The sequence below is a fragment of the Paenibacillus sp. CMAA1364 genome (genome assembly GCF_054373195.1).
The window spans coordinates 14,367-39,580 of sequence record NZ_JBITNB010000025.1; the positions used below are offsets into that span (position 1 = coordinate 14,367).

At 40.1% G+C, this 25,214-nt stretch carries 22 protein-coding genes; 5 read left to right on the top strand and 17 right to left on the bottom strand.

Annotated features, from left to right (window positions below):
• Window positions 1-49: 49 nt before the first annotated feature.
• Window positions 50-592 carry a hypothetical protein gene (locus tag ACH8E3_RS13435; RefSeq protein ID WP_458633150.1) on the bottom strand — a complete coding sequence of 181 codons (543 nt, stop codon included), beginning with the start codon at window positions 590-592 and terminating at the stop codon, window positions 50-52.
• A gap of 56 nt (window positions 593-648) precedes the next feature.
• Window positions 649-1,131: a DUF948 domain-containing protein gene (locus ACH8E3_RS13440; RefSeq protein ID WP_458633151.1), complete on the bottom strand. Its 483-nt coding sequence runs from the start codon at window positions 1,129-1,131 to the stop codon at window positions 649-651.
• 285 nt (window positions 1,132-1,416) lie between these two features.
• Here ACH8E3_RS13440 and ACH8E3_RS13445 point away from each other — a divergent pair, with 285 nt between their 5' ends.
• Complete coding sequence (locus ACH8E3_RS13445; RefSeq protein ID WP_458633152.1) at window positions 1,417-1,581, top strand: DUF1328 domain-containing protein; 165 nt, start codon at window positions 1,417-1,419, stop codon at window positions 1,579-1,581.
• A 191-nt stretch (window positions 1,582-1,772) separates the two neighbouring features.
• Window positions 1,773-1,958 (top strand): hypothetical protein, encoded by a 186-nt coding sequence (locus ACH8E3_RS13450; protein WP_458633153.1) that lies wholly within the window; start codon window positions 1,773-1,775, stop codon window positions 1,956-1,958.
• Between the two features lie 85 nt (window positions 1,959-2,043).
• On the opposite strand, the gene ACH8E3_RS13455 is transcribed toward ACH8E3_RS13450, so the two are convergent.
• The 6 genes from ACH8E3_RS13455 to ACH8E3_RS13480 all read right to left on the bottom strand — a co-directional run bounded on the left by ACH8E3_RS13455 (window position 2,044) and on the right by ACH8E3_RS13480 (window position 11,017).
• On the bottom strand, window positions 2,044-3,807 hold the full coding sequence (locus tag ACH8E3_RS13455; RefSeq protein ID WP_458633154.1) for a sensor histidine kinase: 1,764 nt from the start codon (window positions 3,805-3,807) through the stop codon (window positions 2,044-2,046).
• 16 nt (window positions 3,808-3,823) lie between these two features.
• Window positions 3,824-5,404, bottom strand: coding sequence for a response regulator (locus ACH8E3_RS13460; RefSeq protein ID WP_458633155.1), 1,581 nt, complete (start codon window positions 5,402-5,404; stop codon window positions 3,824-3,826).
• 129 nt (window positions 5,405-5,533) lie between these two features.
• Complete coding sequence (locus ACH8E3_RS13465) at window positions 5,534-7,210, bottom strand: extracellular solute-binding protein (protein ID WP_458633156.1); 1,677 nt, start codon at window positions 7,208-7,210, stop codon at window positions 5,534-5,536.
• Window positions 7,211-7,306: 96 nt separating this feature from the next.
• Window positions 7,307-8,200 (bottom strand): carbohydrate ABC transporter permease, encoded by an 894-nt coding sequence (locus ACH8E3_RS13470; protein ID WP_458633157.1) that lies wholly within the window; start codon window positions 8,198-8,200, stop codon window positions 7,307-7,309.
• Window positions 8,201-8,230: 30 nt separating this feature from the next.
• Window positions 8,231-9,196 carry an ABC transporter permease gene (locus tag ACH8E3_RS13475; RefSeq protein WP_458633158.1) on the bottom strand — a complete coding sequence of 322 codons (966 nt, stop codon included), beginning with the start codon at window positions 9,194-9,196 and terminating at the stop codon, window positions 8,231-8,233.
• 198 nt (window positions 9,197-9,394) lie between these two features.
• Window positions 9,395-11,017, bottom strand: coding sequence for an ABC-F family ATP-binding cassette domain-containing protein (locus ACH8E3_RS13480; protein WP_458633159.1), 1,623 nt, complete (start codon window positions 11,015-11,017; stop codon window positions 9,395-9,397).
• A gap of 388 nt (window positions 11,018-11,405) precedes the next feature.
• On the opposite strand from ACH8E3_RS13480, the gene ACH8E3_RS13485 reads away from it, so the two are divergent.
• On the top strand, window positions 11,406-12,542 hold the full coding sequence (locus ACH8E3_RS13485; protein WP_458633160.1) for a virulence factor: 1,137 nt from the start codon (window positions 11,406-11,408) through the stop codon (window positions 12,540-12,542).
• Between the two features lie 87 nt (window positions 12,543-12,629).
• On the opposite strand, the gene ACH8E3_RS13490 is transcribed toward ACH8E3_RS13485, so the two are convergent.
• The 3 genes from ACH8E3_RS13490 to xylA all read right to left on the bottom strand — a co-directional run bounded on the left by ACH8E3_RS13490 (window position 12,630) and on the right by xylA (window position 16,885).
• Window positions 12,630-13,766, bottom strand: a complete 1,137-nt coding sequence (locus ACH8E3_RS13490) for a transglutaminase domain-containing protein (protein WP_458633161.1) — start codon at window positions 13,764-13,766, stop codon at window positions 12,630-12,632.
• A gap of 217 nt (window positions 13,767-13,983) precedes the next feature.
• Window positions 13,984-15,480 carry a xylulokinase gene (gene xylB, locus ACH8E3_RS13495; protein ID WP_458633162.1) on the bottom strand — a complete coding sequence of 499 codons (1,497 nt, stop codon included), beginning with the start codon at window positions 15,478-15,480 and terminating at the stop codon, window positions 13,984-13,986.
• A gap of 91 nt (window positions 15,481-15,571) precedes the next feature.
• Window positions 15,572-16,885 (bottom strand): xylose isomerase, encoded by a 1,314-nt coding sequence (gene xylA, locus ACH8E3_RS13500; protein WP_458633163.1) that lies wholly within the window; start codon window positions 16,883-16,885, stop codon window positions 15,572-15,574.
• A gap of 137 nt (window positions 16,886-17,022) precedes the next feature.
• Here xylA and ACH8E3_RS13505 point away from each other — a divergent pair, with 137 nt between their 5' ends.
• Together ACH8E3_RS13505 and ACH8E3_RS13510 are read left to right on the top strand one after the other, a co-directional pair.
• On the top strand, window positions 17,023-18,183 hold the full coding sequence (locus tag ACH8E3_RS13505; RefSeq protein ID WP_458633164.1) for an ROK family protein: 1,161 nt from the start codon (window positions 17,023-17,025) through the stop codon (window positions 18,181-18,183).
• 158 nt (window positions 18,184-18,341) lie between these two features.
• Window positions 18,342-18,539 (top strand): hypothetical protein, encoded by a 198-nt coding sequence (locus ACH8E3_RS13510; RefSeq protein WP_458633165.1) that lies wholly within the window; start codon window positions 18,342-18,344, stop codon window positions 18,537-18,539.
• Window positions 18,540-18,609: 70 nt separating this feature from the next.
• On the opposite strand, the gene ACH8E3_RS13515 is transcribed toward ACH8E3_RS13510, so the two are convergent.
• From ACH8E3_RS13515 to ACH8E3_RS13540, 6 genes are all read right to left on the bottom strand, one after another.
• Entirely contained in the window at window positions 18,610-18,846 is a 237-nt protein-coding gene (locus ACH8E3_RS13515; RefSeq protein ID WP_458633166.1) for a glutaredoxin family protein, read from the bottom strand.
• 54 nt (window positions 18,847-18,900) lie between these two features.
• Window positions 18,901-19,842 (bottom strand): thioredoxin-disulfide reductase, encoded by a 942-nt coding sequence (gene trxB, locus ACH8E3_RS13520; RefSeq protein ID WP_458633181.1) that lies wholly within the window; start codon window positions 19,840-19,842, stop codon window positions 18,901-18,903.
• Between the two features lie 115 nt (window positions 19,843-19,957).
• Window positions 19,958-21,919: a heavy metal translocating P-type ATPase gene (locus ACH8E3_RS13525; protein WP_458633167.1), complete on the bottom strand. Its 1,962-nt coding sequence runs from the start codon at window positions 21,917-21,919 to the stop codon at window positions 19,958-19,960.
• 276 nt (window positions 21,920-22,195) lie between these two features.
• Window positions 22,196-23,488, bottom strand: a complete 1,293-nt coding sequence (locus ACH8E3_RS13530) for a homocysteine synthase (RefSeq protein WP_458633168.1) — start codon at window positions 23,486-23,488, stop codon at window positions 22,196-22,198.
• Window positions 23,489-23,690: 202 nt separating this feature from the next.
• A complete protein-coding gene (gene kduD, locus ACH8E3_RS13535) occupies window positions 23,691-24,443 on the bottom strand; it encodes a 2-dehydro-3-deoxy-D-gluconate 5-dehydrogenase KduD (RefSeq protein ID WP_458633169.1) in 753 nt (250 codons plus the stop codon).
• A gap of 12 nt (window positions 24,444-24,455) precedes the next feature.
• Entirely contained in the window at window positions 24,456-25,214 is a 759-nt protein-coding gene (locus ACH8E3_RS13540) for a DeoR/GlpR family DNA-binding transcription regulator (RefSeq protein ID WP_458633170.1), read from the bottom strand.

Here is a 25,214-nt window from a genome sequence, read left to right on the forward strand (position 1 = left end):
GTTTCTGCTTCGTTTATGTATTACCCCGGTCTATTATAATTGAAACGAATTAGAACGATGTGTTATCAAAAAACTCGATAAATTCTATCTTCCCCGTCTTTGAATCACTAAATACTTTAATCGCTTGTTCTCCTCTAATAAACACTTCTCCATCATCTGCAATAAATTCAGAAGCTCCTAACGCCTCAGCAATTCCACTTTCACTAATCTCAATATGTTGACCATTCACTATAAACGTTCCTGCATCATTCTCAATATGAACATAACTCACCCAATCATCGCATATTCCAATGGTTGCATCCTTATACTCATACTCAGTACATCCCAGTATTGGAATCTCTTCGATATTTAGGGGTTCGCCTTTCTTAGTTAATACGTCTTGGATTTGATCTTGCAAGGAAATGCCATTCACAGTCTCAAAAGCAACTTCATCACTAACCTGTTGTTCAGTCACCTGATCAGCAAACACGGCTGTATGTATAGTTACGGGTGCTGGCGCCATAGCCATATTGCCCATATCCATTTCTATTGAAGGATTAGAGCATTGAGAAACTAGCCCTAATCCAAGTAGTACCAACATAAATTTGAACATGTTTCTCATCCTCTCTAATAACTTCCATGGATTTTCTTATAGAATAAACAAGCTAATTAACGAAACTTTTTCCATACATCTGCTGCAACATCTACATACCTTAACCAACTGACATCTTTCAATTTTGAAGTCTTATTGATTGGATTGGTTGTTGGGATGATTCCCTCTGTCATTGTAGTAGGGGGCACAACCACTAGTTCGGTTGATTTCGTCTTTGATTTTGTTATTTTATCCATTAATGTGCTAGCGACTTGCTTACCTGCGAATGTAATTTCGCTAAGAATTTCACCAAGATTGTTCACCGAATCCATGACTGGATCGATTTGCTTCATCTTATGTTGAAGGTCTACCGTAATATCGTTTGCTTGCCTTACCGTTTGTTTCACTTCGTAACCTAGTTCATCAATTGTTTTCTTCACCTCTTGTAATATCTGTGTTGTCTTTTCTAATGATTGTGTAGCAGCTTTTAATGTTTTGATAAGAAATACTACAAGAACAGCAAATGCGAGTGCTATTATTAGTACGCTAATTTCCATCATAGGGTAATCTCTCCTTTTATCTGATTTTATCGTTGTATTAATTATAATTAACCACGGATCAAGTAGTCGAACCAATTATAACTCAATGCACATTCTACACAAGAATAACTTTTTTTTTTGAATTGTTTCACTTTCATTTGTCAGGGTTAATGAACGAATACGAAGGAACAACGAACACATACAACGCTACAAGAAACCTTATAAATACTTATGAGTTTTCTTATGGTGATGTGAAGAAGACGTTCCTTGAGAACAAAAATTTGAAAAAGGATAAGGTGATTTTATATGTTAAGATGGTCTATTATACTATTAGTTGTAGCAATTATCGCAGGAATCTTTGGTTTCTTTAATATCGTTGCAGCAGCAGCTACTATGGCGAAGGTTCTATTCTTTATCTTTATTGTATTGTTTATTATTTCTCTCATCACAGGTCGTTCAAGGAATGTATAGTTAGGTCAGTTCCTTATGAGATAGACATTAAAGAGATATAACACGGTTTGATTTTCACAAAACCCCTAAATACAAACTTTAGGGGTTTTGTGCTGTCTAGTGAGGTAAATAACAGGTGGTTCTACACAATGACTTGTAGCTAAATTAGAAAACGATTAAAATGAATATACAAGCCTAAGGGAGGTAATTCAATGAGCGATAATACCGATACACCAAAAGTAAATCTGGCAGATGCCATTCGAAAGAAACTAGAACAAAAGAAACAAAAGTCTGCCCCTGGTCAAGCAACTAGCTTCCAAGCCGGTTCTGCCAAAGCATTCAAAAACCAGAATGACAAAAAGCCTGCCAATCAACGTCGTCGTACAGGCGGATCATAACTTCCTCTCCATCCATTGGATGCAAGCTGAACAAAGATGGTTCCTTTTATCATAAAGGAACCATCTTTGTTCGTTATAGCAACCTTTATGAGCGATTAGGAAGTTCTGCCGGGATAATAATACGTACGGTAGTTCCGATCCCCGGTCTGCTTCCAATGGTCACCCCATACTGTGAACCAAAGTGAAGCTGAATGCGACTATTTACGTTGCGAATCCCATATCCCGTATTCAACCCTTCAACAGGGTCAAATATTTCCTTGATTAGCTTCGGTGACATTCCGATGCCATCATCTATAATCTTAAATACAATATGATTATCTTCCCTTGTTCCCACAATTCTAAGGTTAATCGAATCACCAAACCATGCATGCTCAAATGCGTTCTCTATAAATGGTTGAAGTATTAATTTGATCGTTACATATTTGCTTATCTCTGGATCAATATCATAATAGATACTTACCGCATCACCGAATTTCGTTGTCTGAATATCCACATATGCCTGAGATTGCTCCAATTCACTACGTACAGGGATCAATGTTCGCCCTTCATTCAAAGAAAGTCGATAGAACTTCGCTAGATCTAGAACCATACGTTGTAACTTGTCAATCTGACCAAACTTAGCTAACCTGCTTATGGATGATAACGTATTGTATAAGAAATGCGGGTTAATCTGCGCCTGCAGTGACTCCAGCTCTGCTTCTCGCTTCTCAATTTGTGTGATATATACTTGTTCAATCAGTTCGTCTATATTTTGCCCCATTTCATTTAGTGCTAGCGCAATTTGAGAGAACTCATCTTTGCCTTTATAACTCATCCGCTTATGTAAATCACCCTCTCGGAATGCATTCAGTACGGATACAATTTTGGTGACTCTAATAGAGAAATAACGTGATATAAACATTCCTGCAATCGTAAATACAATCAAGCATAGGAAGCAGATCAAAATAACAAACATTCGTACTTTGGCAGAATCGCGTTCCATGATTGTCGTTGGAACGTAAGCAATCAATTCCCAGGATGGGCTACTCATAACTTCACTAATCGCTAAATATTTGTTACTTTGAAGTGCGTCATTCTCCAAATCATTCGGTAATACCCCGGACTGATACATCACTTTCCCGTGATTATCTTTAATGGCTAAGATACTACCCTCACCAATCTTACGGTAATCCAGCGATTGAAAGAGTTCTTCAATACTTACGCTTAGTCTCATAAAACCAATTTCCTTCAAGCTCAAGGGAGTCACGTTATCTACTAGACGACGAAGTAATGAAATACGATTAAAATCAACATCCCGCTCTACCTGCTGCCATAACATGGTTCCCCCATATTCCTCCTGCGGGAAATGAATATACCATTCTTTATTCTTAATCCGCTTAAGGTGATATAAATTATAATTACGTTCCATCAATTCTGGATTCTCATGATCAAATGATCCTTGATACACTTCAGGGAGAGTATCATTCGCCAAGAATAAGTTCATCGCTATATTTACACCCGTTGCATCTACCGCTATATCAAACTTTGGCAATATAATCTTTGTAGTACGCTCGTAACTATCCCATCCTTCATCATAGACACGTAACTGCGTTATTAAAGAATAATCTTGGTATAGCATCCAGGATACCCTCTCTACATCACCCATCTTATATTCGATATTATCTCGTATCTGCAATAAAGTACCATTAATATTACTCTTCGTCTGTTTACGAATGGAATCTTGATACATGGAATGTGAGAAGAAACCAATGGCAATCACGGGGATAATCACAAATACAAGATACGTAAGCATTAATTTATAGCCAAAAGGAATATATTTGGGCTTCTTCTGAACTACGGGTGTTTGCATCAATTGTCCTCCGTCATTATTCTCTTTTGCGGAACTCCATAGGTGTCATCCCAAATGCTTCTTTAAATTGCTTACTAAAGTAAGGTATATATCGATATCCTACCTGATTAGCTACTTCATATATTTTCACAGTAGGGTCCTTCAACAACTCCCTAGCTCTTTCCATTCTCATCCCAGTTAATATTTCACTAAAGCTTTTCCCAACTTCCTCTTTAAACAAATGCCCTAAATAATTGGGTGAAAATAAGAATTGTTGTGCAATAAGCTTTAAGGTAATATTCTCATGCATTCTCTCTGTTAAGACACTCATTATCTCGTTAATTAACTTGCTGTTCTTCGATTTTTCTTTATGACGTATTTTCTCGGAAATCTCGAACACTTTACGAACAAGCCATGAACGAATATTATCCATCACCTCAAATTTCAAGACAATATCAAGACTATGAAGCTCCATCCCCAACATATCAAATAAATCTTCATCGAGTGTATGTAAATATTGATCCAACTTAAATAAGATATACATGGCTAAATTGACCATTGTAAAGCGCGATCGGAACGTTGATACGGTTTGAAATAAATTCTCAATCTCATCATGAATACCAACCAAGTCATATTCGGACATCGCTTTAAATAATGCTTCTAATCGCTGATCTAACATTTTAATATCACGTAACTCTGATGTCCCATGAAAGTCCTCATAAGCGATTAAATCACCTTTGCCAAAAAACAACGCTCCCTCTAATACTTCAAGGGCCTGCTTATACGAATTAGGCACCTGCGATACATGATCGACTGTTTCTCCAAGCCCAATCGTCACGACAAGAGATAACCTGGATGTCAATTCCTCAAATAATTCATACAGGCGAGTATTAATCGATTCTCCTTGCACTACAACGGCTACACGATATTGAGACAGTCTGAAGCAGTATCCTTTCTCGCGTTCAAGGATCACTTTATTGATTTCTTGCGTCAACATTTCAAGCTTCTGCCCTGTGATCGATGGTGTATCTCCTATCTGGTTACGGTCCTTGCCATCCATTTCTATCACAGCTACGCGAAGAGGTCCTTTTAACTGATCTAGTCCATAATATACTGCAATCTTCGTAATACTATCTGGTTCTTCCCAAGCAATCTGTCCTTGTAATAAACGGATTAGAAGATCATTCTTCGCCATAGGCTTCATTTGATTATATTGTTCTTCCTCTTCTTTGCGTTTCTCCTGCGTTGTAAGATCCTTAATAATCTCCTGCAAGGAACAGATAAGTTCATTATCATCCATAGGCTTAAGCACATAGCTACATGCTTTCATAGATAAAGCTTGTTTCACATAATGAAAATCCTGATAACCACTTACAAAGATTACTCTCATGTCTGGCCTCTTATCTATAGCGATTCTAGCAAGCTCCAACCCAGACATATTTGGCATATTGACATCTGTAACCAGAATATCGATTGATTCTCTCTCCATTACTTCACAAGCTGCAAATCCATTATTTACAGCCTCTACCACCTCTAGGCCTAATTCAGTCCATGGAATAAACTGTTTCATTCCCTCTAGATCAAGATGCTCATCATCTGCTAATAATACTTTGTACATAGATACATACACCTCTCAATTGAGATATCACATGCTAACTTAAGTATACCTTCTATGAATACATTTGGAACCTAGAATACGAATTTATCCCTATTAAAAAGAGGGACCCTGCGGGTCCCCCTATATACATTAATTCCCTTTGATCATTTCTTTGTTCGCCTGCCATTTCGTTGTATATAAATCAAGCACGGATTGGAATCCAGCTTTCATCGAATCTTCATGTGCCTTATCTAGCATAGCAAGTGCCTCTTCATCTGTCTTCGCATACAATGTCTGTGCTCTAACCTTCAGCCAGATGTCCTTCACACGTTGGAACGCAATTCCCTCTTCACTCTCTGGTTGTGGGAACAAGTTAATGAATTCCGTTGCGTCACCTTGTGTCTTCCAAGTAATTTCATATTGCCAGTAAGTTGACCAGTTACGCTCTGTCTCTGGTAATGTTGCTTCAAACTTCCCTTTAATATCATCTACAAATACGGTGTTACCTACCCACATTAATGGATCCATCATCGTTTGATGTTCCGCCAAACCATCCTTATCTGTCGTATATTTATCTGTGAATTTCGGTGTCACACCATCAGATTCTAGACCTTCCCAATATCCACCTTCGACTCCCCACATTTGTAATGCCATTCCTTCAGGACCCGTCCAGTAGTCTAAGAAAGCAAAGACAGCTTCTGGGTCTTTCGCGGCTGTCGTAATAACAGCTGCATTCCATCCAAGTGTATTGTAGGTACCTGGGAAGATCTTGTTCTTATCTAGACCTTCCTTATGAATTGGCCATACCATGAAGTAACCTGCATCAGGATCAACCTTGGTCAATGCCGTATGAGCTTCACTAGCAAACGTAGTTGGGTTCGTAGAAGCATATACAGCTACATTCCCGTTATTTAATTTTTCTTGCACTTGATCACGTGTTTGTGTCATAGCATCTTGTGTCATCAACTTCTCACGGAATAATCTAGCCGCATAAACAATGGACTCTCTGAATCCTTCGTCTTTGTATATTGAAGTTAACTTATCGCCTTCTGGTACTGCAAAATATCTTGTGAAACTAAAGTTATCTTCTTTGAAAGCGGAGAAAATCTGATCAATTCCTTGTCCTTCTTTCGCTAAGTCAGATTCAAAAGGAATAACATCAGGGAATTTCTCCTTTACTGATTTCAGATAGGCATATAGGTCATCCGTTGTTTCTAATTTCGGTGAACCCAATTCTTCATAAATTTTCTTATTTACAACCCAACCTGCATTTCCGTTAGGACGATTCGTATACCAGTTAGGGAACTGATAAATCTTTCCGTCTGATGAACGTAACATATTAAGTGCTAACGGGCTTAACCACTTCTTTAGGTTAGGATATTTCTCAATATAATCATCTAAAGGTACTAACATTCCTGCCTCACGTAAACGTTCTACATCAGCGCCTCGCTCGCCCCAAATAATGTCTGGAAGTTCGCCAGAAGCAATCATTGTGTTTAACTTCTGAACAGCATTTCCTCCATTTGGAATTTCAGTGACTGTAACTTTCTTCGTATCTTGAACAAATTTTGTTGTTTCTTCTGAACCCCATTTAGGCTGCATCGTGTACCAATCATAAGCACCAAACAATGTGATATCTAATTGTTCTTTCCCTAATTCATACATCGCAGATGCTTCTTCTTTCACCTCTGTTGTGTTCCCTGAATTCGGTGTCTCTTTTACTGGATCCGCAGCGTTTCCATTGCCTGAACCAGAACAACCAACTATTAATGATAGGACCATTACGATTGACAACATACTGCCAAACAACTTGCCTCTTTTTTTCATTATTACTTAATCCCCTTTCAAACTTTTATTTATATTCAAAGCACAAGGCTCCGAAATCTTTCTCGTTCGATTCTTAACGTAGCTTGTTATGGATTGCTACTCCTTCAGAGAACCGACTAACACACCTTTAACGAAATATTTCTGAACAAATGGATACACCATAACAATAGGTACCGTGGCTACCATCATCGTCGCCATCGATAGCGATTTACTTGTAATTGTCTTCGCCGACTGCATACGGGCTAATGAAGCAGCATCTAGACTAGCCGATTGTTCAGATACAATATTAGAAGCCAAGATTTGCTTCAATATCGTCTGAATAGGCATCAACTCATCTTTTGAAATATAGATACTCGCTAAGAACCATTCATTCCAGTGCGACACGGCTGTAAATAATGCTAGTGTAGCAATGACAGGACCTGATAGCGGTAAAACGATACGAAATAATGTACCCCAGTTCCCACATCCGTCCATTTTAGCTGATTCTTCCAACCCTGAAGGTAATCCTTGAAAGAACGTTCGGAATATAATCATGTTCCATACACCAATCAATGATGGAATAATGAAGATCCAGAATGAGTTCATCAAGCCAAGATTACGCATCAATAGAAACGATGGAATGAGACCACCTGAGAAGTACATCGTGATGATACACAGAACCATATAGTATTTACGACCTATCAATTCTTTCTTTGACATGCCGTATGAGAAAATAGCTGTCGCCAATATCGCAGTTACTGTACCTACCACGGTACGTAATACAGATATATAAAAACCAGTCATTAATCGTTCATCCTTGAAGACGATGTTATAATTCTCCAACGTGAATTGTCTTGGCCAAAGCGTAATCCCCCCTTTCGCAGTGTCGGATCCTTGATTAAGTGAAATCGCAATCGCATTCAGAAATGGATAGATTGTCGATATAGCTAATACGGTTAGAAATACATAGATGAATATAATCATAAAGCGATCGCCTTTAGTGTCTCGCATCCGTATGCACCTCCTGTTCTTGTGTCATGATTACCATAGACTGTTACCCGACTTTCTAGCCACATAGTTAGCGATCGTGAGTAACCCTACACTAATAACAGCTTTGAACAGACCCACGGCAGTAGCATAGGAATACCGGTAATTATTGATACCGACTCTTATGACATACGTATCGATAACATCGGATACATCTCGGAGTGCAGGATTGGGTGCGAGAACGAGAATGTCTTCAAACCCAGCACTCAACAAGTTCCCAATGGCAAGAATCATAAAGATAGAAACCACAGGCATTATAGAAGGAATAGTAATTAAATATATTTGTTTGAATCGACTTGCTCCGTCTATCGAAGCTGCTTCATAGGAGCTAGGATCAACACCTGCGATAGCTGCTAAGTATACAATGGAACCGAATCCAATCTCTTTCCACACATTCGTTGATACAAGAATAGTTCTGAAATATTCGGGCATCGAGAGAAAGTTAACAGGTTCATCTATTAAATTCAGCTTCTCAAGTAGCATGTTCACACTACCATTATCCGTAGCAAGCAACGAACCAACTAAGCCCCCAAGAATAACCCATGACATAAAGTGCGGCAAATATGTAATCGTCTGTACAATTCTCTTGAATCTCGCTTTTCTCACTTCATTCAACATTAAAGCTAGAATGATAGGTGCAGGAAAGCCAATTCCGAACTTTAGTAAGCTGATCACAATGGTATTCTTCATCACCAATGCAAAGTCTGGTGAATTAAAGAAATACGCAAAATGTTTAAACCCGACCCATGGATTACCGATAAAACTATTTCCTATTTTATAATCCTGGAATGCGATCAACACGCCATACATGGGAACGTAACTAAACAGTATAATAAGCGCTAAAGCTGGAAGTACCATAAGCTGTAAATCAATCTGTTTAAGAAATGTTCTCACTACATTTCTAGGTGGCCGTAAAGGTGGCTTGGATTCCACCGATTTATTTACGGAAAGTTGTGCCATGTCTCATATCCTCCTCTGTGTTCTTCCGACTAAATCAAGCTTACATGAGAACGCTTACACATTCTATCTGACAGATCAACTAAATATGATACTTATCAACACCAACATAAATTACGTTTATAAAAAACAAATGACCCGTAAACAGTCCCCTTGTTCAAAGGATCCTGTAACGGGTCATTGATCTGAAATATTATTATTTTATTCTGCTGGATACATTTGCTCACGTAGAGCCTTTACTTCATCACTCTCTAAATATTCATCATAACTCATCGTACGATCAATAATACCCGTAGGTGTGATCTCTATAATCCGATTCGCAATGGTCTGAATGAACTGATGGTCATGAGATGTAAAGAGTATCGTTCCATCGAAATCCGTTAGGCCGTTGTTCAGAGCTGTAATTGATTCTAGATCCAAGTGATTCGTTGGTTCATCGAATATAAGCACGTTAGCTCCATTCAACATCATCTTGGCCAGCATACAGCGTACCTTTTCTCCTCCAGAGAGGACACTAGCTTTCTTCAAAGCTTCTTCTCCAGCAAACAACATACGACCCAAAAATCCACGTAAGAACGTTTCATCTTGATCTTGTGAATACTGTCGCAACCAATCAACTAAGTTCATATCTACACCATCGAAATAACGTGAGTTATCCTTCGGGAAATAAGCTTGTGTTGTCGTAACACCCCAAGTGTATTCACCTGAATTCGCCTCTTGTTCTCCCATAAGGACATCAAACAATGTGGATTTAGGAAGGCTATTTGGACCGACCAGTGCAATCTTATCGCCTTTATTAACTACGAAACTCACTTGTTCAAGGACTAATTCGTCATTGACTGTTTTATTTAGATTATCGACTGTAAGCAGTTGCTTACCCGCTTCACGTTCTGGCTTGAAATGTAAGAATGGATATTTACGGCTAGATGGTCGAATATCATCTAGTGTAATCTTCTCGAGTTGTTTCTTACGTGATGTAGCCTGCTTGGACTTAGATGCATTCGCTGAGAAGCGTTGAATGAACGCTTGTAGTTCTTTCATCTTCTCTTCTTTCTTCTTGTTCATATCACGTGATAAGCGTAGGGCAAGCTGGCTTGATTCATACCAGAAATCATAGTTACCTACGTACATCTGTATTTTACCAAAGTCAATATCAGCGATATGCGTACATACTTTATTCAAAAAGTGACGGTCATGGGATACGACAATAACTGTACCTTCATAATCCATCAAGAAATTCTCTAACCAACCGATCGATTCAAGATCCAAATGGTTCGTAGGCTCATCGAGTAGTAAGTTATTGGGACGACCAAAGAGTGCTTGTGCTAATAATACGCGAACTTTCTCATTTCCACCCAATTCCTTCATTGGCTTATCATGAAGATCACGATGTATACCAAGACCAATTAACAGCGCTGCTGCATCTGGCTCAGCATCCCAACCATTCAATTCTGCGAACTCTCCTTCTAACTCACCTGCACGTAGACCATCCTGTTCAGAGAAATCAGATTTTGCATACAATGTATCCTTCTCTTTCATAATGTCATACAGTCGGATATGTCCCATAATAACAACTTCAAGGACAGGGAACTCATCATATTCATAATGGTTCTGTTTAAGTACTGCCATACGTTCCCCCGGTGTCATATGAACGTCACCTGAGTTCGCTTCAATCTCGCCCGATAGAATCTTTAAGAATGTGGATTTACCAGCACCGTTCGCTCCAATTAGACCGTAACAATTACCTGGTGTGAATTTTATGTTTACATCTTCAAAAAGTGCGCGCTTTCCATAACGAAGAGTCACGCCGCTTGTACTGATCATGAAATAATCATTTCCCTTCAAATTTAGCTGAATACATTATAACACAAATAGGTTGTCTAATCTAAGCCTATTCTAGGTGTTCATAATTTTTGGTATTTACTTAAACAAACTATAACAAACCAAAATATTTATATTTAAAAAATATAATGCATTTGAAAAGTCCTCTTCATTCTCTTCTTCCGGCTATAGGATGCTCATTCAAGTAAATCTCCATATGTTTGGGTTCCAAAGCACATATTGTAAAAGACTTATTTATTGGATTTTTGACTATCCTTCGCTGTGTCTTGAAGCATTTCGTCAAGAAATTCATATCCATCAACTCCATCTTCTTTTTAATTAAGTTAAATTTGAGTTACACTAAGATAGACAGAAAGGATGTGCTATACCCGTGAAAATTACTTTTATAGAGCCAACACCAAGTCCCAATACGATGAAGCTACATTTGGACCACACGATAGAGAATGGATTGCGAAAAACATATACCTTGGATAATGAACTTTCTGCTCCTCCTTGGATTCGAGATATGCTTCATATCCCTGGCGTCAAAAGTGTATTTCATACTAGTGACTTCGCAGCACTTGAGCGCAAAGGCAATGCCGACTGGTCTGCTATCTTAGGTGAGTTACAAGAACGCCTTGGACAAGATGGATTAACAGCCAACTGGTCTGACGAAGATACTGATTCCGCTCAGCATTACGGCGATGCCGAAGTTCTAGTACAATATTTCCGAGGTATCCCCATGCAGATTCGTGTGAAAGCCCAAGGTCGCGAGGAACGCATTGCTCTATCCAACCGATTCACCCTAGCGATCACAGAAGTGGCAAGTTCAACAATGATTAAAGAACGTAAGCTTGCTGATTACGGTGTCAGGTATGGCGAACTTGAAGATATTGCACGTGAAGTAGAACAAGAACTAGAAGCGGCTTATCCTGAGGAAAGAGTTCAACAACTCGTGCAGCAAGCCATTGCACATGGTATCAGTGATGAAGAGTTCACGGAAAAGCGTACTTTATTGAATGACCAACAACTGGAGGAAGCTCTTCAACATGAGGATTGGCGAATACGGTACGCTGCATTGGATGGAATGACACCCTCAGAACAGAGAATTGAGATCATTCGCACAGCACTTCATGATTCCAAAGTCGCAATCCGTCGTCTTGCAATCATCTATCTGGGTGATCTTGCTTCCCCAGAAGCTATGAAACTACTGTATGTTGCACTTCAAGATAAATCGGCCGCTGTCCGCCGAACAGCAGGCGATACACTATCCGATATTGGTGATGCTAGTGCTACAGAAGCTATGATGGATTCGTTACAAGATACCAGCAAAATTGTACGTTGGCGTGCTGCTCGCTTCTTATATGAAGTAGGAACTAATTCAGCACGCGAAGCTCTTGAAGCGGCAATAGATGACCCTGAATTTGAAGTTAGTCTACAAGCAAGAATGGCTCTTGAACGTATTGAATCTGGTGAAGCAGCAGCGGGTACCATATGGCAACAGATGGCTGGAAGAAGTCCATCCTAATATGAAGATGGATATCATTATATCCCACCAGAATAAGAGAGCATCCAAGTCGTTTATGACAAGGATGCTCTCTTATTCATTCCCAACTTATCTCCAAGTCACCGTCACCTTTAGATCATTCGTTCCATCGAACGGACTATGATGATATGAGATGCCTTTCATATCTAATGAATATAAATGTTGTAGCACATCCATTAGTGTACTTTCGCTTCCTTGAAAGCGAAATAATAAAGAATGCTCACTCTGTCTAATTCTTTCCTTCGCCTGAGATATCAGCTGCTGTTTAGTACTCACAATCTCTTGTTTATCATACAAGTGATATTGAAGATCGCGCTTCAGTTCTCCATAATAGGACGCTTGACTCCCACCCTGATCCAAAAGTGTCGATATCGTGTCCCTATATAAGGTCTCTGCACGTGGATACGGCTTTGTCCAACTGTGATCTTTACGCATCTGCTTATCCGTTAACAGATAATAAGCTGTACTAACGACATTCTTCTGGTCGGGGATAGGATCATCCCACGTCGTATCCAAATGATACCATATTCCTGATACAAGAACTAAATTCCAGGCATGAAGTTGGCTATCCTTGCTACCTTCTGGTGTAGCAACACCTTCCACGATTCTGTTGCTAATCCCTGCTTCAGTAAGCATTTTATAAGTTAGTAACGAATAGCCTTGACATACCGTACTTCCCGTATTTAGACCATCATATGCCGTGTACTTCTGTAATGTTGTATCATACTTCAAACGAGTAACGATCCAATCATGGATGATCTTTACCTTTTCATGATCATTCATCCCAGGCTTGATCAATTCTTTCAAGATATTCTTTACCGTTTTCTCTACATAAGCTGTTTGTTGAGCTGTTTCGCGATAACTAAGTTTCACACTTACATCAGCATTATTTGAACTACCGCGATAAGAGTAGCCGTAGCTTGCAATGGTATAATTAATATAAGGATCACTTTCCATTGCTTGATCTAATGCTTGCTTCAATTGTGTCTTGAGCGAACTTGTTTTACCTTTATATTTAAATGTAACATCCACTTGATGAGCATTCATTGCGGTTAGTAGCACTTGTTGTATATCACTAACTGATCTTGCCACGGTAGTCTTAGATGCCGCATATACATGCTTGAAATATAGAGTAGATGGAATTGAAACGCTCAACAGGGCGCCAATGATCAATGCTTTAACAAGTCGTTTGCCGACTATTCTCATGAATACCCTGCCCTTCTGTAATTATTTCACAAATACATTGTAACATAATAAACTTACAAGAACGTCAAGTTTACCATCCAATGATATATATGCTCTATATAATTGAACATGCCACTCTAACTCTGCTCATTCTCGGTCCTTACACGAAAATAAAAAGCGCCGTTGTCTCCTTTATACAAAGGAACAATGGCGCTTTTATCCAATATATTTGTTGTAATTACTGACGAAATGCTGCTAATTTATTGTTCAAATCACGTGTTTGTCCGTAAACTTCCTGGTAAAGACTGAATAATTGCTCATATACCGCAACAGTTTCTGGATTCGGTACATATGACTTAGCTGTTCGTAAGAAATGAGATGCACATTCTTGAAGAGTTGGGAACCAACCGCTTCCGTAAGCAGCTAGCATAGCTGCCCCCATAGCAGGTCCTTGTTCAGTCTCTAACTTCAGAATCGTAGCATTGAAGATGTCCGCCTGCATTTGTAGCCAATTCTCATTCTTCGTTCCCCCACCGATGGAGATGACTTCAGATATCGTCTTCCCAGACGCACGTAGGATATCAATAGATTCCTTCAATGAGAACGTAATTCCCTCCATCACAGAGCGTGCGAAATGCGCACGTTGATGTCCTGCGTCCATTCCGATAAAGCTACCACGAATGTTCGCATCTGGATGCGGTGTACGTTCACCGACGATATATGGCGTGAAGAGCAAACCACCACTACCTGCTGGAATACTATCAATTCCCTCAAGCATTTGATCGAAAGTGAGATCTGCTGCGAATGTTTCTTTGAACCACTGCAGACTATAACCAGCAGCCAAAGTAACACCCATAATATAGAATGCATCTTTCTCCCCATGGTTAAAGAAGTGAACTTTTCCTTCGAAATCCAAATCCTTACGTTCTTCATAAGATAGTATAACTCCGGAAGTACCGATACTACACATCGTTTGACCTTCACTTAGAATACCCGCTCCAATGGCACCACAAGCATTATCCGCTCCACCTGCAAATACCTTGGTCTCTGGGAGTAATCCAGACTTCTCAGCAATCTCAGGAAGTAATGTTCCTACAAGATCAAAGGATTCAACCAGCCTTGGACAAATGGATACAGGCAGTTCGAATGCAGTTGCAATCTCTTCGCTCCACTTCTTACCAGCAACATCAAGTAATAATGTTCCTGCAGCATCAGAGTAATCCATAGCATAGTCCCCTGTTAAACGGAATCTTACGTAATCTTTAGGTAGTAGGAATAATGCTGCTCTCTTAAGAACTTGTGGTTCATGCTCTTGCACCCACAGAATTTTAGGTAGGGTGAATCCTTCTAATGCCCGATTGCGTGCAATTTGCAGAAGGTCATTACCTAATACCTTCTCAATATTACGACACTGTGACGTTGTTCGGGTATCGTTCCATAGAATTGCATTACGAAGCACTTGCCCAGCATCATCGACCAATACTAACCCATGCATCTGACCTGAAAAGCTTAGTCCTTCAACTTCCGAAGACTTCACACCCGATTCCTTCATCATTCTATGAAGAGAAATCAGAGTCTTGTCTACCCATTCTTCAGGATCTTGCTCACTATAACCAGGCTTTGGCTGAAGTAACGGATACGCTTCCGATACTTCGTAGACCACACGGCCTTTTCGATCTACAAGTACTGTCTTCACAGCGCTTGTACCCAAATCAACCCCAATAACATAACTCATAATACCCCTCCTATGCGGAATAAATAGATGAATGATAAAAGAAGACCGCCGCCTTCCCATGGGAAAGGAGCAGCGGCCCTTAGAACTATTTTTACGCGTAAATATATTGGTTCAATGTCGCTTTTAGATGCTCTTGACGACCTGAAATGTTCTTGCGTGGGTTCTCATTATGAAGTGCATAATCAGCAAGTGATGATAAAGTAGCTTTACCAGACACAACATCTGCTCCGATACCTTCGCCAAAGCTGCTATAACGAGTTTCAATCACATTCTCAAATACGCGATCTTCAATTAACTTAGCTGCGACTCTCAATCCCTTAGCATAAGTATCCATGCCCGCAATATGTGATAAGAACAAATCTTCTGGCTCGAAGGAAGCACGACGTACTTTAGCATCAAAGTTTACACCACCACGACCAATTCCACCATTCTTAAGAACTTCATACATTGTAAGTGTTGCATCGTAAATATCGGTAGGGAATTCATCTGTATCCCATCCAAGAAGCATATCTCCTTGGTTAGCATCCAATGAACCCAACATACCGTTAATACGAGCTACACGAATTTCATGATCAAACGTATGTCCAGCTAGTGTCGCATGGTTAGCTTCAAGGTTTAGTTTGAAGTGTTTATCCAAGCCGTATTTTTGCAAGAATGCAATAGATGTAGCTGCATCATAGTCATATTGGTGCTTCGTAGGCTCTTTCGGTTTAGGCTCGATCAAGAATTGAGCATCAAATCCGATTTCCTTAGCATAATCTACAGCCATGTGGAACATACGACCTAAGTTGTCTTGTTCCAATTGCATATCCGTATTAAGAAGAGTTTCGTAACCTTCACGACCACCCCAGAATACATAGTTCTCAGCGCCTAGACGTTTACCAACTTCAAGACCTTTCTTAATTTGTGCTGCCGCATGGGCGTAAACATCCGCGTTGTTCGTTGATGCTGCACCATGCATGAAGCGAGGATTCGTGAACATATTTGCTGTATTCCAGAGTAATTTCTTGCCTGTTGCCTTCATTTGATCTTCAATCAATCCAACGATAACATCAATGTTACTTTGGAATTCACGAAGGTTGTTTCCTTCTGGAGCGATGTCAATATCATGGAAACAGAAGAATGGTAGGCTCATTTTGTCCATAAATTCAAATCCTGCTTCAACACGAGCTTTAGCAAGATCCATACCCGTAAATTTATCCCATGAACGAACAGCAGTGTTAGCACCGAACTGATCAGAACCTCCCGCAGTCAATGTATGCCAATATGCCATGCCGAAACGAAAATGTTCTTCCATTGTTTTACCAGCAATCACTTCTTCTGGGTTATAATTTTTAAAAGCTAATGGATTAGTAGAACTGTTTCCTTCGTAAGCAATTTTTCCAACTTGATCAAAATAGGCCATGAAAAATATCCTCCTCATAATTGAACTAATATGTTATTGTAATACCGCTATCCTATCATATCCGCTATACTTTGTATATCCATTAAACTAAGTTTTTGTTTCCTAATTGTAATCTATAAAGGATGTGTACTTTTTTCATGAAAATAACTGGTGATCAAACGCTTGTTAAAAAAATAAATATGTCTATTGTACTCGATGCAATCCGCCGCTATGGCCCACTATCGCGCATACGTATATCTGAAATGACAGGTCTCAACAAGGCCACCGTTTCCAATCTTGTACTTGAATTGTTGAAAACACACCTCGTCGAAGAGATTGGCCCTGGCAAGTCTAGTGGGGGGCGTAAGCCAACGTTGCTTATTTTTCATCGAACTGCTGGACACGCCATCGGTTTAGAACTTAGCGTCACCCATTTAACTGGAATATTAACTGATCTGGAAGACCAGATCGTTGCTGAATATAGCGTTAAGTTACTCCATCAAGATTTTTCTTTTGTCCTCGAAGAATTGATTAAGGCTATTCGCTCACTTATGTTGCAAGCACCTCCCTCTCCACATGGCATCGTTGGCATTGGCGTTGGTGTACCAGGTATGGTCGATGAATACGGCACTATACTGTTCGCACCCAATCTAGGTTGGGAGATGATTCCGTTAAAGACGATCCTTGAAGAAGCATTCAGCATCCCAGTAACGGTAGATAATGAAGCTAATGCAGGTGCCGAAGGTGAACTTCATTATGGTGCTGGCATTGATGTTCGTCATCTCATCTATATCAGTGCTGGCATGGGGATTGGGTCAGGCATTATCATCGACGGAGAACTCTATAAAGGTGCTCGAGGCTATGCTGGAGAAACGGGTCACATGACTATTGAAACTAATGGTCACAAATGCTCTTGTGGGAACCGAGGTTGTTGGGAATTATACGCTTCAGAGATCGCTTATGACGATCCAGCGAGACAATTACCTGCTCGTTCAACTCGCGAACTCATTCCATATGCTCTTCAACAAGAGAAGGACATTCTTAACTTATACAATGATATTGGACGGTATCTCGGCATCGGAATTACCAATATAGTCAATAGCTTCAATCCGGAACTGATCATTATTGGTGGTCCCCTTGCCGATGCTAAGGATTGGCTAGAAAGCTCATTGCAGAATGTTGTTGCAGAACGTACTTTACCTTATCACCGAAGTCAATTACAGATTCAATTCTCCGCACTCGGTAGTCGTTCAGCCATGCTTGGAGCATCTTATGCTGCGGTTTCCTCATTTCTCGGTCATGTTCGTATTACATTGTAAGAGGAATCTTGAGACGCTAACTTTTTAAACTTGCGCTGCAACTATTAATTCGTCGCATTTTCGCCTTTTTTTATACTACCGTTGGACGTAGGTTTCGCTATAATAGAAATAACGATAGTGATTAATGTCATATTCCCACAGAAATGAGGAGAACCTCTTTGACTTACGTTGATACATCTAATATTTCGGCCCAAATGTTCATTACAGTATTATTATTTCTACTCGTGATTGCTCCATTATTCAGTCTAGCTATTCTGCGTTTCTTTCAAGCTAAACGGAAGTCCGGATTCATGCTCATCCTCGCGGGCATCATGACATATGTTGTATTCCAAATAAGTATGGTATTGTTCTTCTGACACAATATGTACCAAAAAAAAGGGATAACCCTCCACTTGTTGGAAGGTTATCCCTTTTTCATCATTCGTATTAAGCTTCAGGATTCAACGCTTTATTGAACTGAGTTGTATTCATACCCACAATCTGATATTCACCAATGATGGTCACGGGAACAGCTCTTAGACCCATATCCCAGACTTGTTGAGCGAAATCTTCATTCTCTTCAATATTACGTTCTTCATATTGAATTCCCTTATCTCCCAAGAATGACTTCACTTGACGACAGTGCGGACAATTCGAACTCGTATATACAATAACGTTCTCCATATTCATATCTCCTTTATTTAAGCATTTCATATTGGATTTAATAATCTCTATATATTAGTTCTTAACTTCGCTATATTCAAGGCTCTCCACATACTTCTCACAATCCATTGCAGCCATACAGCCGCTACCTGCTGCTGTGATTGCCTGTCTATATCTCGTATCCTGAACATCACCACATGCAAAGACACCCTCGATATTCGTCTGCGTTGTACCTGGTGTCACAACAATATAGCCATTCTCATCTGTTGTGATCTTCCCACCTAGAAATGCTGTGTTCGGATGATGACCAATCGCTACAAACACACCGCTAGCTTCGATCAATTCTTCTTGACCTGTCTCATTATTAAGAACCTTAAGGCCATTAACACCTTTCTCACCGACGGATACTTCTATTGGTGCTCTATTTAGAGCCCATTCTACTTTATCATTGTTACGAACTCGATCCTGCATAATCTTAGATGCACGTAATTCCTCACGACGGTGAACGAGTGTTACTTTGGATGCAAATTTGGTTAGGAAGTTCGCTTCCTCTAGTGCTGAATCGCCACCTCCAACAACCACGATCTCCTTACCTCGGAAAAAGAAACCGTCGCACGTTGCGCAAGTACTCACACCGCGACCGATGTTCTCTTGCTCATTAGGTATGCCTAAGTATTTCGCTGTAGCGCCGGTGGATAGAATTAGAGTTTCTGTGACCAATTCACCGATACCTTCTACATTTAACTTAAATGGACGTTCTTCTAAGTCCACACTATTCACCCAACCTGTCCGGAATTCCGCACCGAAGCGCTCGGCTTGTTTGCGCATTTGATCCATGAGTTCTGGACCCATAATTCCTTCTGGGAATCCTGGGAAATTCTCGATCTCAGTTGTTGTTGTTAATTGACCGCCTGGTTGCGGCCCTTCAATAACAAGTGGCTTCATATTCGCACGAGCTAAATATATAGCAGCGGTTAACCCAGCAGGTCCTGTTCCTACAATAATTGATTTATACATCATATATCCTCCTGTTTCAACAAAAAATAATTTAATAACTATTTATTTATAATGATTATTATATAGTAACCATTATGTTTCATAAAAAGACTTTTGTCAACTTATTTGTTACAGTTCATTTGAGCAGTCGTAGTCCATTCAATATAACTAATATAGTGCTACCTTCGTGTCCAACCACACCAAAAGGAAGAGCAATATCTGCAAAGAAGTTACTTATAATTAATGTCAGAATAACGGTTATTGCAAAGCCCATATTCTGTTTAATAATTCTTTGGGCTCGTCGTGCCAATTGAATCGTACTCGCAATCTCTTCAATATTATCATTCATAAGAACGACATCTGCCACTTCTAATGCCGTACCACTTCCGTTCATCCCCATACCAATACCGACAGTTGCTGTAGCAAGTGCTGGTGCATCATTTACGCCATCCCCCACCATAACCACATGACCATATTTATCTCTTAACTCTCTAATATGTGCAACCTTCTCCTCTGGTTGTAGATCAGCATACACAAAGTCAACACCGATCTGTCTGCCAATAACCTGTGCCGTATCTTCATGATCGCCTGTGAGCATGGCAACTTGTATACCTAAAGCCTGTAGTGATTTCACAGCTTGTGCTGCCTTAGCACGAATGGTGTCTTGGAAGGCAACAAGTCCAACGACACGGTCATCATTCATAATGACCGATACCGTCTTTCCTTCACTCATCAACCGCCGTCTATGTTCTAACCAGACCGACTCTATTGCAAGTGATTCTAGGTTATTACTCTTACCAATCTTCCAGATCGCCCCATCCACTTCAGCCGACATTCCCCAACCGGTGATAGATTGAACAGAATCCACCTCTTTGCATACCAACTCAGCCAGCTCTTCTTGTACTTTAGTTATAATAGCCTTTGCGAGAGGATGATCAGACAACTGCTCTACAGATGCACATATCGTGAGTACTTCTTCACGATCATATGTCTCATCTAGAATCAAATCTGTCACTTGAGGTGTACCTAGCGTAAGCGTACCTGTCTTATCAAAAGCAACAACAGAGGTCAACGCCAAATTCTCTACGTGGGCTCCACCCTTAAATAGAATTCCTTTACGTGCCCGGTTAGAAATAGCCGATAGCATAGCTGGCATAATAGAGGATACTAAGGCGCATGGAGATGCAACCACTAGAAACACCATAGCTTTATAGAATGAATCTCCCCAAGTAAAGTCCAATAATAGTGGCATAATCATAATCACTGCTAATGTGATCACTACAACCACACGTGCATAGATGGATTCAAATCGTTTAATGAAACGTTGAGATTGGGGCTCTTCACTTTCCGCTTCTTCAACTAACTTAATAATTTTGGCGAAAACAGTTGATTCTGCGGATTGAGTAACCTCGACATAGAGTACACCTTCTCCATTCATCGTACCAGCGAATACATCATCACCTAACTGCTTATCTACAGGAATTGCTTCTCCCGTAATCGAAGCTTGGTTAACTGCGGAATAACCACGTTGAACACAACCATCCGCTGGAATCAATTCTCCTGGCTTGACGAGAAATACATCCCCAATCTGAAGCTCTTCAATCGTTACCTTGATCATTTCCCCATTCTCAATTCGAATAGCTGTCTCTGGCTTCAACGCTAGTAATGAAGAAATATCCTTCTTACTTCTCTCCATTGTGTAACTCTCCAGAGCTCCGCTAAATGCGAATATAAATATAAGTAGCGCACCCTCATTCCAATATCCAATAGATGCCGCACCCATTGCTGCTGCAATCATCAATAGATTGACATCTAGATCGTGATCTTCTATTAATGTCTTGATTCCTTCTTTCGCAGTAGTCCATCCTCCAATGGTATATGCCGCCACATACATGATTATCGCTAGGTATTCATAGGAGTGCCCCACTGACCAAGCTAACAGCGTAAGAATACCACTCCCTATCGCACAGAGCATCTCTTGATTTCTAAGCATACTTTTTAAATCAAATTCTCTCTTTTTCTGCGGCTGAGGACTGTTACCTTTTGATGAGATCTGAACCGAATTCATCCTTGATAAAGCTTTCTGAGCATTTTCCATTATGAACACCTTCCTTATTGAGAATGAGTTGCATTATTATATCCCTAAAAATGACTCATGCTGCTCCGGAATATCCGGAGCAGCATGTAATTGAGAATGAGAATCATTTCTTTCTCTTATGCAATTATTTTTACCTAATGCAACATTATGGATTTATTATACATCCTTTTTTCTATGAAGTAAATAGACGCGCCCTTAAATAGGCATATAAAAAAGGCATCCCCTAGTTTTAACGCTAGTGGGATACCTTTTACTGAAGAGTTAATACTTATATATTTAATTCGGGCTAATTTGAATGGCTTGTTCTAAGTCAGCTAGAATATCACCGATAAACTCAGTTCCAACCGATAAACGGATCATTTCGGGACTGACCCCTGCCGCCAACTGTTCTTGTTCTGACAGCTGAGCATGTGTTGTGCTTGCCGGATGAATGATTAATGACTTCGAGTCACCTACATTCGCCAAATGAGAGAATAACTTAACACCCTCAATTAATTTACGTCCAGCTTGCGTACCGCCTTTGATACCGAACGTTAGGATCGCGCCATTACCCTTAGGTAGATATTTCTTACCTAATTCATAGGATGGATGGCTTGAAAGACCAGCATAACTTACCCATTCTACTTCATCATGCTTCTCTAAATATTGAGCGACCTTCAATGCATTCTCGCTATGACGTTCCATGCGAAGATGTAGTGTCTCAAGTCCCTGTATTAGCATCCAAGAGTTGAATGGAGAAATGGATGAACCCATATCTCTTAACAATTGAACTCTGGCTTTGATAATGTAGGCAATTGGCCCAACAGCATCCGTATAGATTACGCCATTATAACTTGGATCTGGCTCCGTAAGACCTGGGAACCGACCACTAGCTTTCCAATCGAATTTACCAGCATCAACAATCACACCACCAATGGATGTACCATGACCGCCAATAAACTTTGTTGCGGAATGAACAACGATATCTGCTCCATGTTCAATAGGACGAAGTAAATAAGGGCTCGGGAATGTATTATCTACAATAAGTGGCAAGCCATATTCATGAGCTATATTAGCTACCGCTTCTATATCTAGAATATTTCCTTGCGGGTTACCAATCGTCTCCGCATAAAGAGCCTTCGTCTTGTCCGTAATTAAAGCACGGAAATTCTCCGGATTGTTGGAATCTACGAAATGCACTTTGATTCCTAACTTGGATAATGTATTGGCAAACAAATTATATGTTCCACCATATAGACTAGATGAAGAAACAATCTCATCACCAGCACCTGCGATATTAAGTATCGAGAATGTAATGGCGGCTTGCCCCGATGCTGTTGCTAATGCTCCAGCGCCTCCTTCAAGGGCGGCAATGCGTTGCTCGAATACATCCGTCGTAGGATTCATAATTCGAGTATAAATATTTCCGAACTCTTTTAGTGCGAATAAATTGGCTGCATGATCACTATCCTGAAATCCATAAGAAGTGGTCTGATACAGTGGAACCGCTCGTGACATTGTGCTAGGATCTATTTCTTGTCCTGCATGAATGGCTAGAGTCTCAAACGACAAATGCTTTTCTTCAGACATGATGATGCCTCCCTTATCGATTTCGAAATATAATTGCATATGAATTGTTCTGTCCACATCTTCTCATAAATCAGGAAATTTGAAAAGACTTACTCACACTTATCACATCAGAATAATAATGTAGAATACCCCCTACGATAATTTCATCATAAGGGGTATTTAAGCTATAGCATATTATTTCTGAGGGAAGATAATCCTCCCCTTAACGTGCCATCCATCCACCGTCTACACAAACGACATGACCGTTCAAGTAGTCTGAAGCATTGGATGCTAGGAATACAGCCGGACCTTTCAGATCAGCTGGCGTTCCCCAACGTGATGCAGGAATACGAGCTAGAATATCTCTCGAGCGATCCTCATCAGCACGAATAGCAGTAGTATTGTCTGTTGCCATATAACCCGGTGCAATCGCATTGATCTGGATACCCTTAGATGCCCACTCATTTGCGAATGCCTTTGTAATTCCTGCAACTGCGTGCTTACTCGCTGTGTATCCTGGAACGTTAATTCCACCTTGGTATGTTAGCATAGAAGCTATATTGATAATCTTACCACTACCGCGTTCCATCATATGACGACCCGCTAATTGACACAGGAAGAATACGCTGTTCAAGTTCAGGCTCATGACATCATGCCAATCTTTCGCTGGGTGATCTACTGCTGGTACGCGTCGAATAATCCCTGCATTATTAACCAAAATATCTACTTTTCCGAAGATGCCTAGCGCTTCATTAAAGACACTATCCAGCACCGTTTCATCACTAAGATCAACTTTAATTTGATGGGCTTTGCGTCCCAGAGCTTCAACAATTTGTATCGTCTCATCACTATCTGTATAAGAAATTGAGACAATATCTGCACCAGCTTCTGCCAGCCCGACCGCTATTCCTTGACCAAGACCACTTCCACCTCCTGTAACGACAGCTACTTTACCTGTTAAATCGAATAAATCCATGTATTGTTCCTCCTATGATTTATAATCTAGTGTAATACCATATTCACTAAATCTCTTACACATCTCTTCGGAGATACCATCATCTGTAATAATCGCGTCCAAATCGGAACATGTCGCGAACGTTCTAAGTGCAAATTGACCAAATTTAATATGATCAACGACACAATACACCTGCTGAGCCGTTTCAATTAGCGCTTTTTTAAAAGGAACCAAATCCCCGGTATAAATCGATAATCCGAACTCAGGATCTACTGCTGTTGCCGAAACAAATGCTTTGTGAATATTCAGTTCTGAAATCATAAGCGGAGCATCCTCACTTACTAATACGTTACGCACGCGCGATCCGCCAGGAACGACAAGCAGAATCTGATCTTTCCGTGTCAATTCATTGATAATGAATAGATCATTCGTAATCACCGTCAATGGTTGATTGTCTAGACGCTTAGCAATTTCTAACGTTGTACTACCACCATCAAGAGCAATAATATCGCCAGGTTCGATGTATTTAAGTACACGACTAGCAATTTGAGCTTTCTCTGAACTATTCTTGTCTGTCACACCTTTATTAGTTAAAATCCCATACTGATCATTCTGAGCTAATATTGCTCCACCATGGACTCTTATCAGTAAACCCATACTCTCCAGCTTGGCGAGATCGTCACGAACCGTTTTACCCGTTACCTGTAACATTTCACTCAATGCTACAACCGTAACTTCTTGGTCCGAGATCAGGACCTCCATAATTTTTTCATGTCGTTTCAAAGGACTCAT

Excerpts from the sequence above, each read along its gene's own strand:
- ACH8E3_RS13515 (WP_458633166.1), bottom strand. The coding sequence starts at position 18,846 with ATGGAGAACGTTATTGTATATACGAGTTCGAATTGTCCGCACTGTCGT.
- ACH8E3_RS13455 (WP_458633154.1), bottom strand. The coding sequence starts at position 3,807 with ATGCAAACACCCGTAGTTCAGAAGAAGCCCAAATATATTCCTTTTGGC.
- ACH8E3_RS13435 (WP_458633150.1), bottom strand. The coding sequence starts at position 592 with ATGTTCAAATTTATGTTGGTACTACTTGGATTAGGGCTAGTTTCTCAA.
- ACH8E3_RS13505 (WP_458633164.1), top strand. The coding sequence starts at position 17,023 with ATGAAAATAACTGGTGATCAAACGCTTGTTAAAAAAATAAATATGTCT.
- kduD (WP_458633169.1), bottom strand. The coding sequence starts at position 24,443 with ATGGATTTATTCGATTTAACAGGTAAAGTAGCTGTCGTTACAGGAGGT.
- trxB (WP_458633181.1), bottom strand. The coding sequence starts at position 19,842 with ATGTATAAATCAATTATTGTAGGAACAGGACCTGCTGGGTTAACCGCT.
- ACH8E3_RS13460 (WP_458633155.1), bottom strand. The coding sequence starts at position 5,404 with ATGTACAAAGTATTATTAGCAGATGATGAGCATCTTGATCTAGAGGGA.
- ACH8E3_RS13490 (WP_458633161.1), bottom strand. The coding sequence starts at position 13,766 with ATGAGAATAGTCGGCAAACGACTTGTTAAAGCATTGATCATTGGCGCC.
- ACH8E3_RS13540 (WP_458633170.1), bottom strand. The coding sequence starts at position 25,214 with ATGAGTCCTTTGAAACGACATGAAAAAATTATGGAGGTCCTGATCTCG.
- ACH8E3_RS13450 (WP_458633153.1), top strand. The coding sequence starts at position 1,773 with ATGAGCGATAATACCGATACACCAAAAGTAAATCTGGCAGATGCCATT.
- ACH8E3_RS13530 (WP_458633168.1), bottom strand. The coding sequence starts at position 23,488 with ATGTCTGAAGAAAAGCATTTGTCGTTTGAGACTCTAGCCATTCATGCA.
- xylB (WP_458633162.1), bottom strand. The coding sequence starts at position 15,480 with ATGAGTTATGTTATTGGGGTTGATTTGGGTACAAGCGCTGTGAAGACA.
- ACH8E3_RS13440 (WP_458633151.1), bottom strand. The coding sequence starts at position 1,131 with ATGATGGAAATTAGCGTACTAATAATAGCACTCGCATTTGCTGTTCTT.
- ACH8E3_RS13465 (WP_458633156.1), bottom strand. The coding sequence starts at position 7,210 with ATGAAAAAAAGAGGCAAGTTGTTTGGCAGTATGTTGTCAATCGTAATG.
- ACH8E3_RS13445 (WP_458633152.1), top strand. The coding sequence starts at position 1,417 with ATGTTAAGATGGTCTATTATACTATTAGTTGTAGCAATTATCGCAGGA.
- ACH8E3_RS13480 (WP_458633159.1), bottom strand. The coding sequence starts at position 11,017 with ATGATCAGTACAAGCGGCGTGACTCTTCGTTATGGAAAGCGCGCACTT.
- ACH8E3_RS13525 (WP_458633167.1), bottom strand. The coding sequence starts at position 21,919 with ATGGAAAATGCTCAGAAAGCTTTATCAAGGATGAATTCGGTTCAGATC.
- xylA (WP_458633163.1), bottom strand. The coding sequence starts at position 16,885 with ATGGCCTATTTTGATCAAGTTGGAAAAATTGCTTACGAAGGAAACAGT.
- ACH8E3_RS13470 (WP_458633157.1), bottom strand. The coding sequence starts at position 8,200 with ATGCGAGACACTAAAGGCGATCGCTTTATGATTATATTCATCTATGTA.
- ACH8E3_RS13475 (WP_458633158.1), bottom strand. The coding sequence starts at position 9,196 with ATGGCACAACTTTCCGTAAATAAATCGGTGGAATCCAAGCCACCTTTA.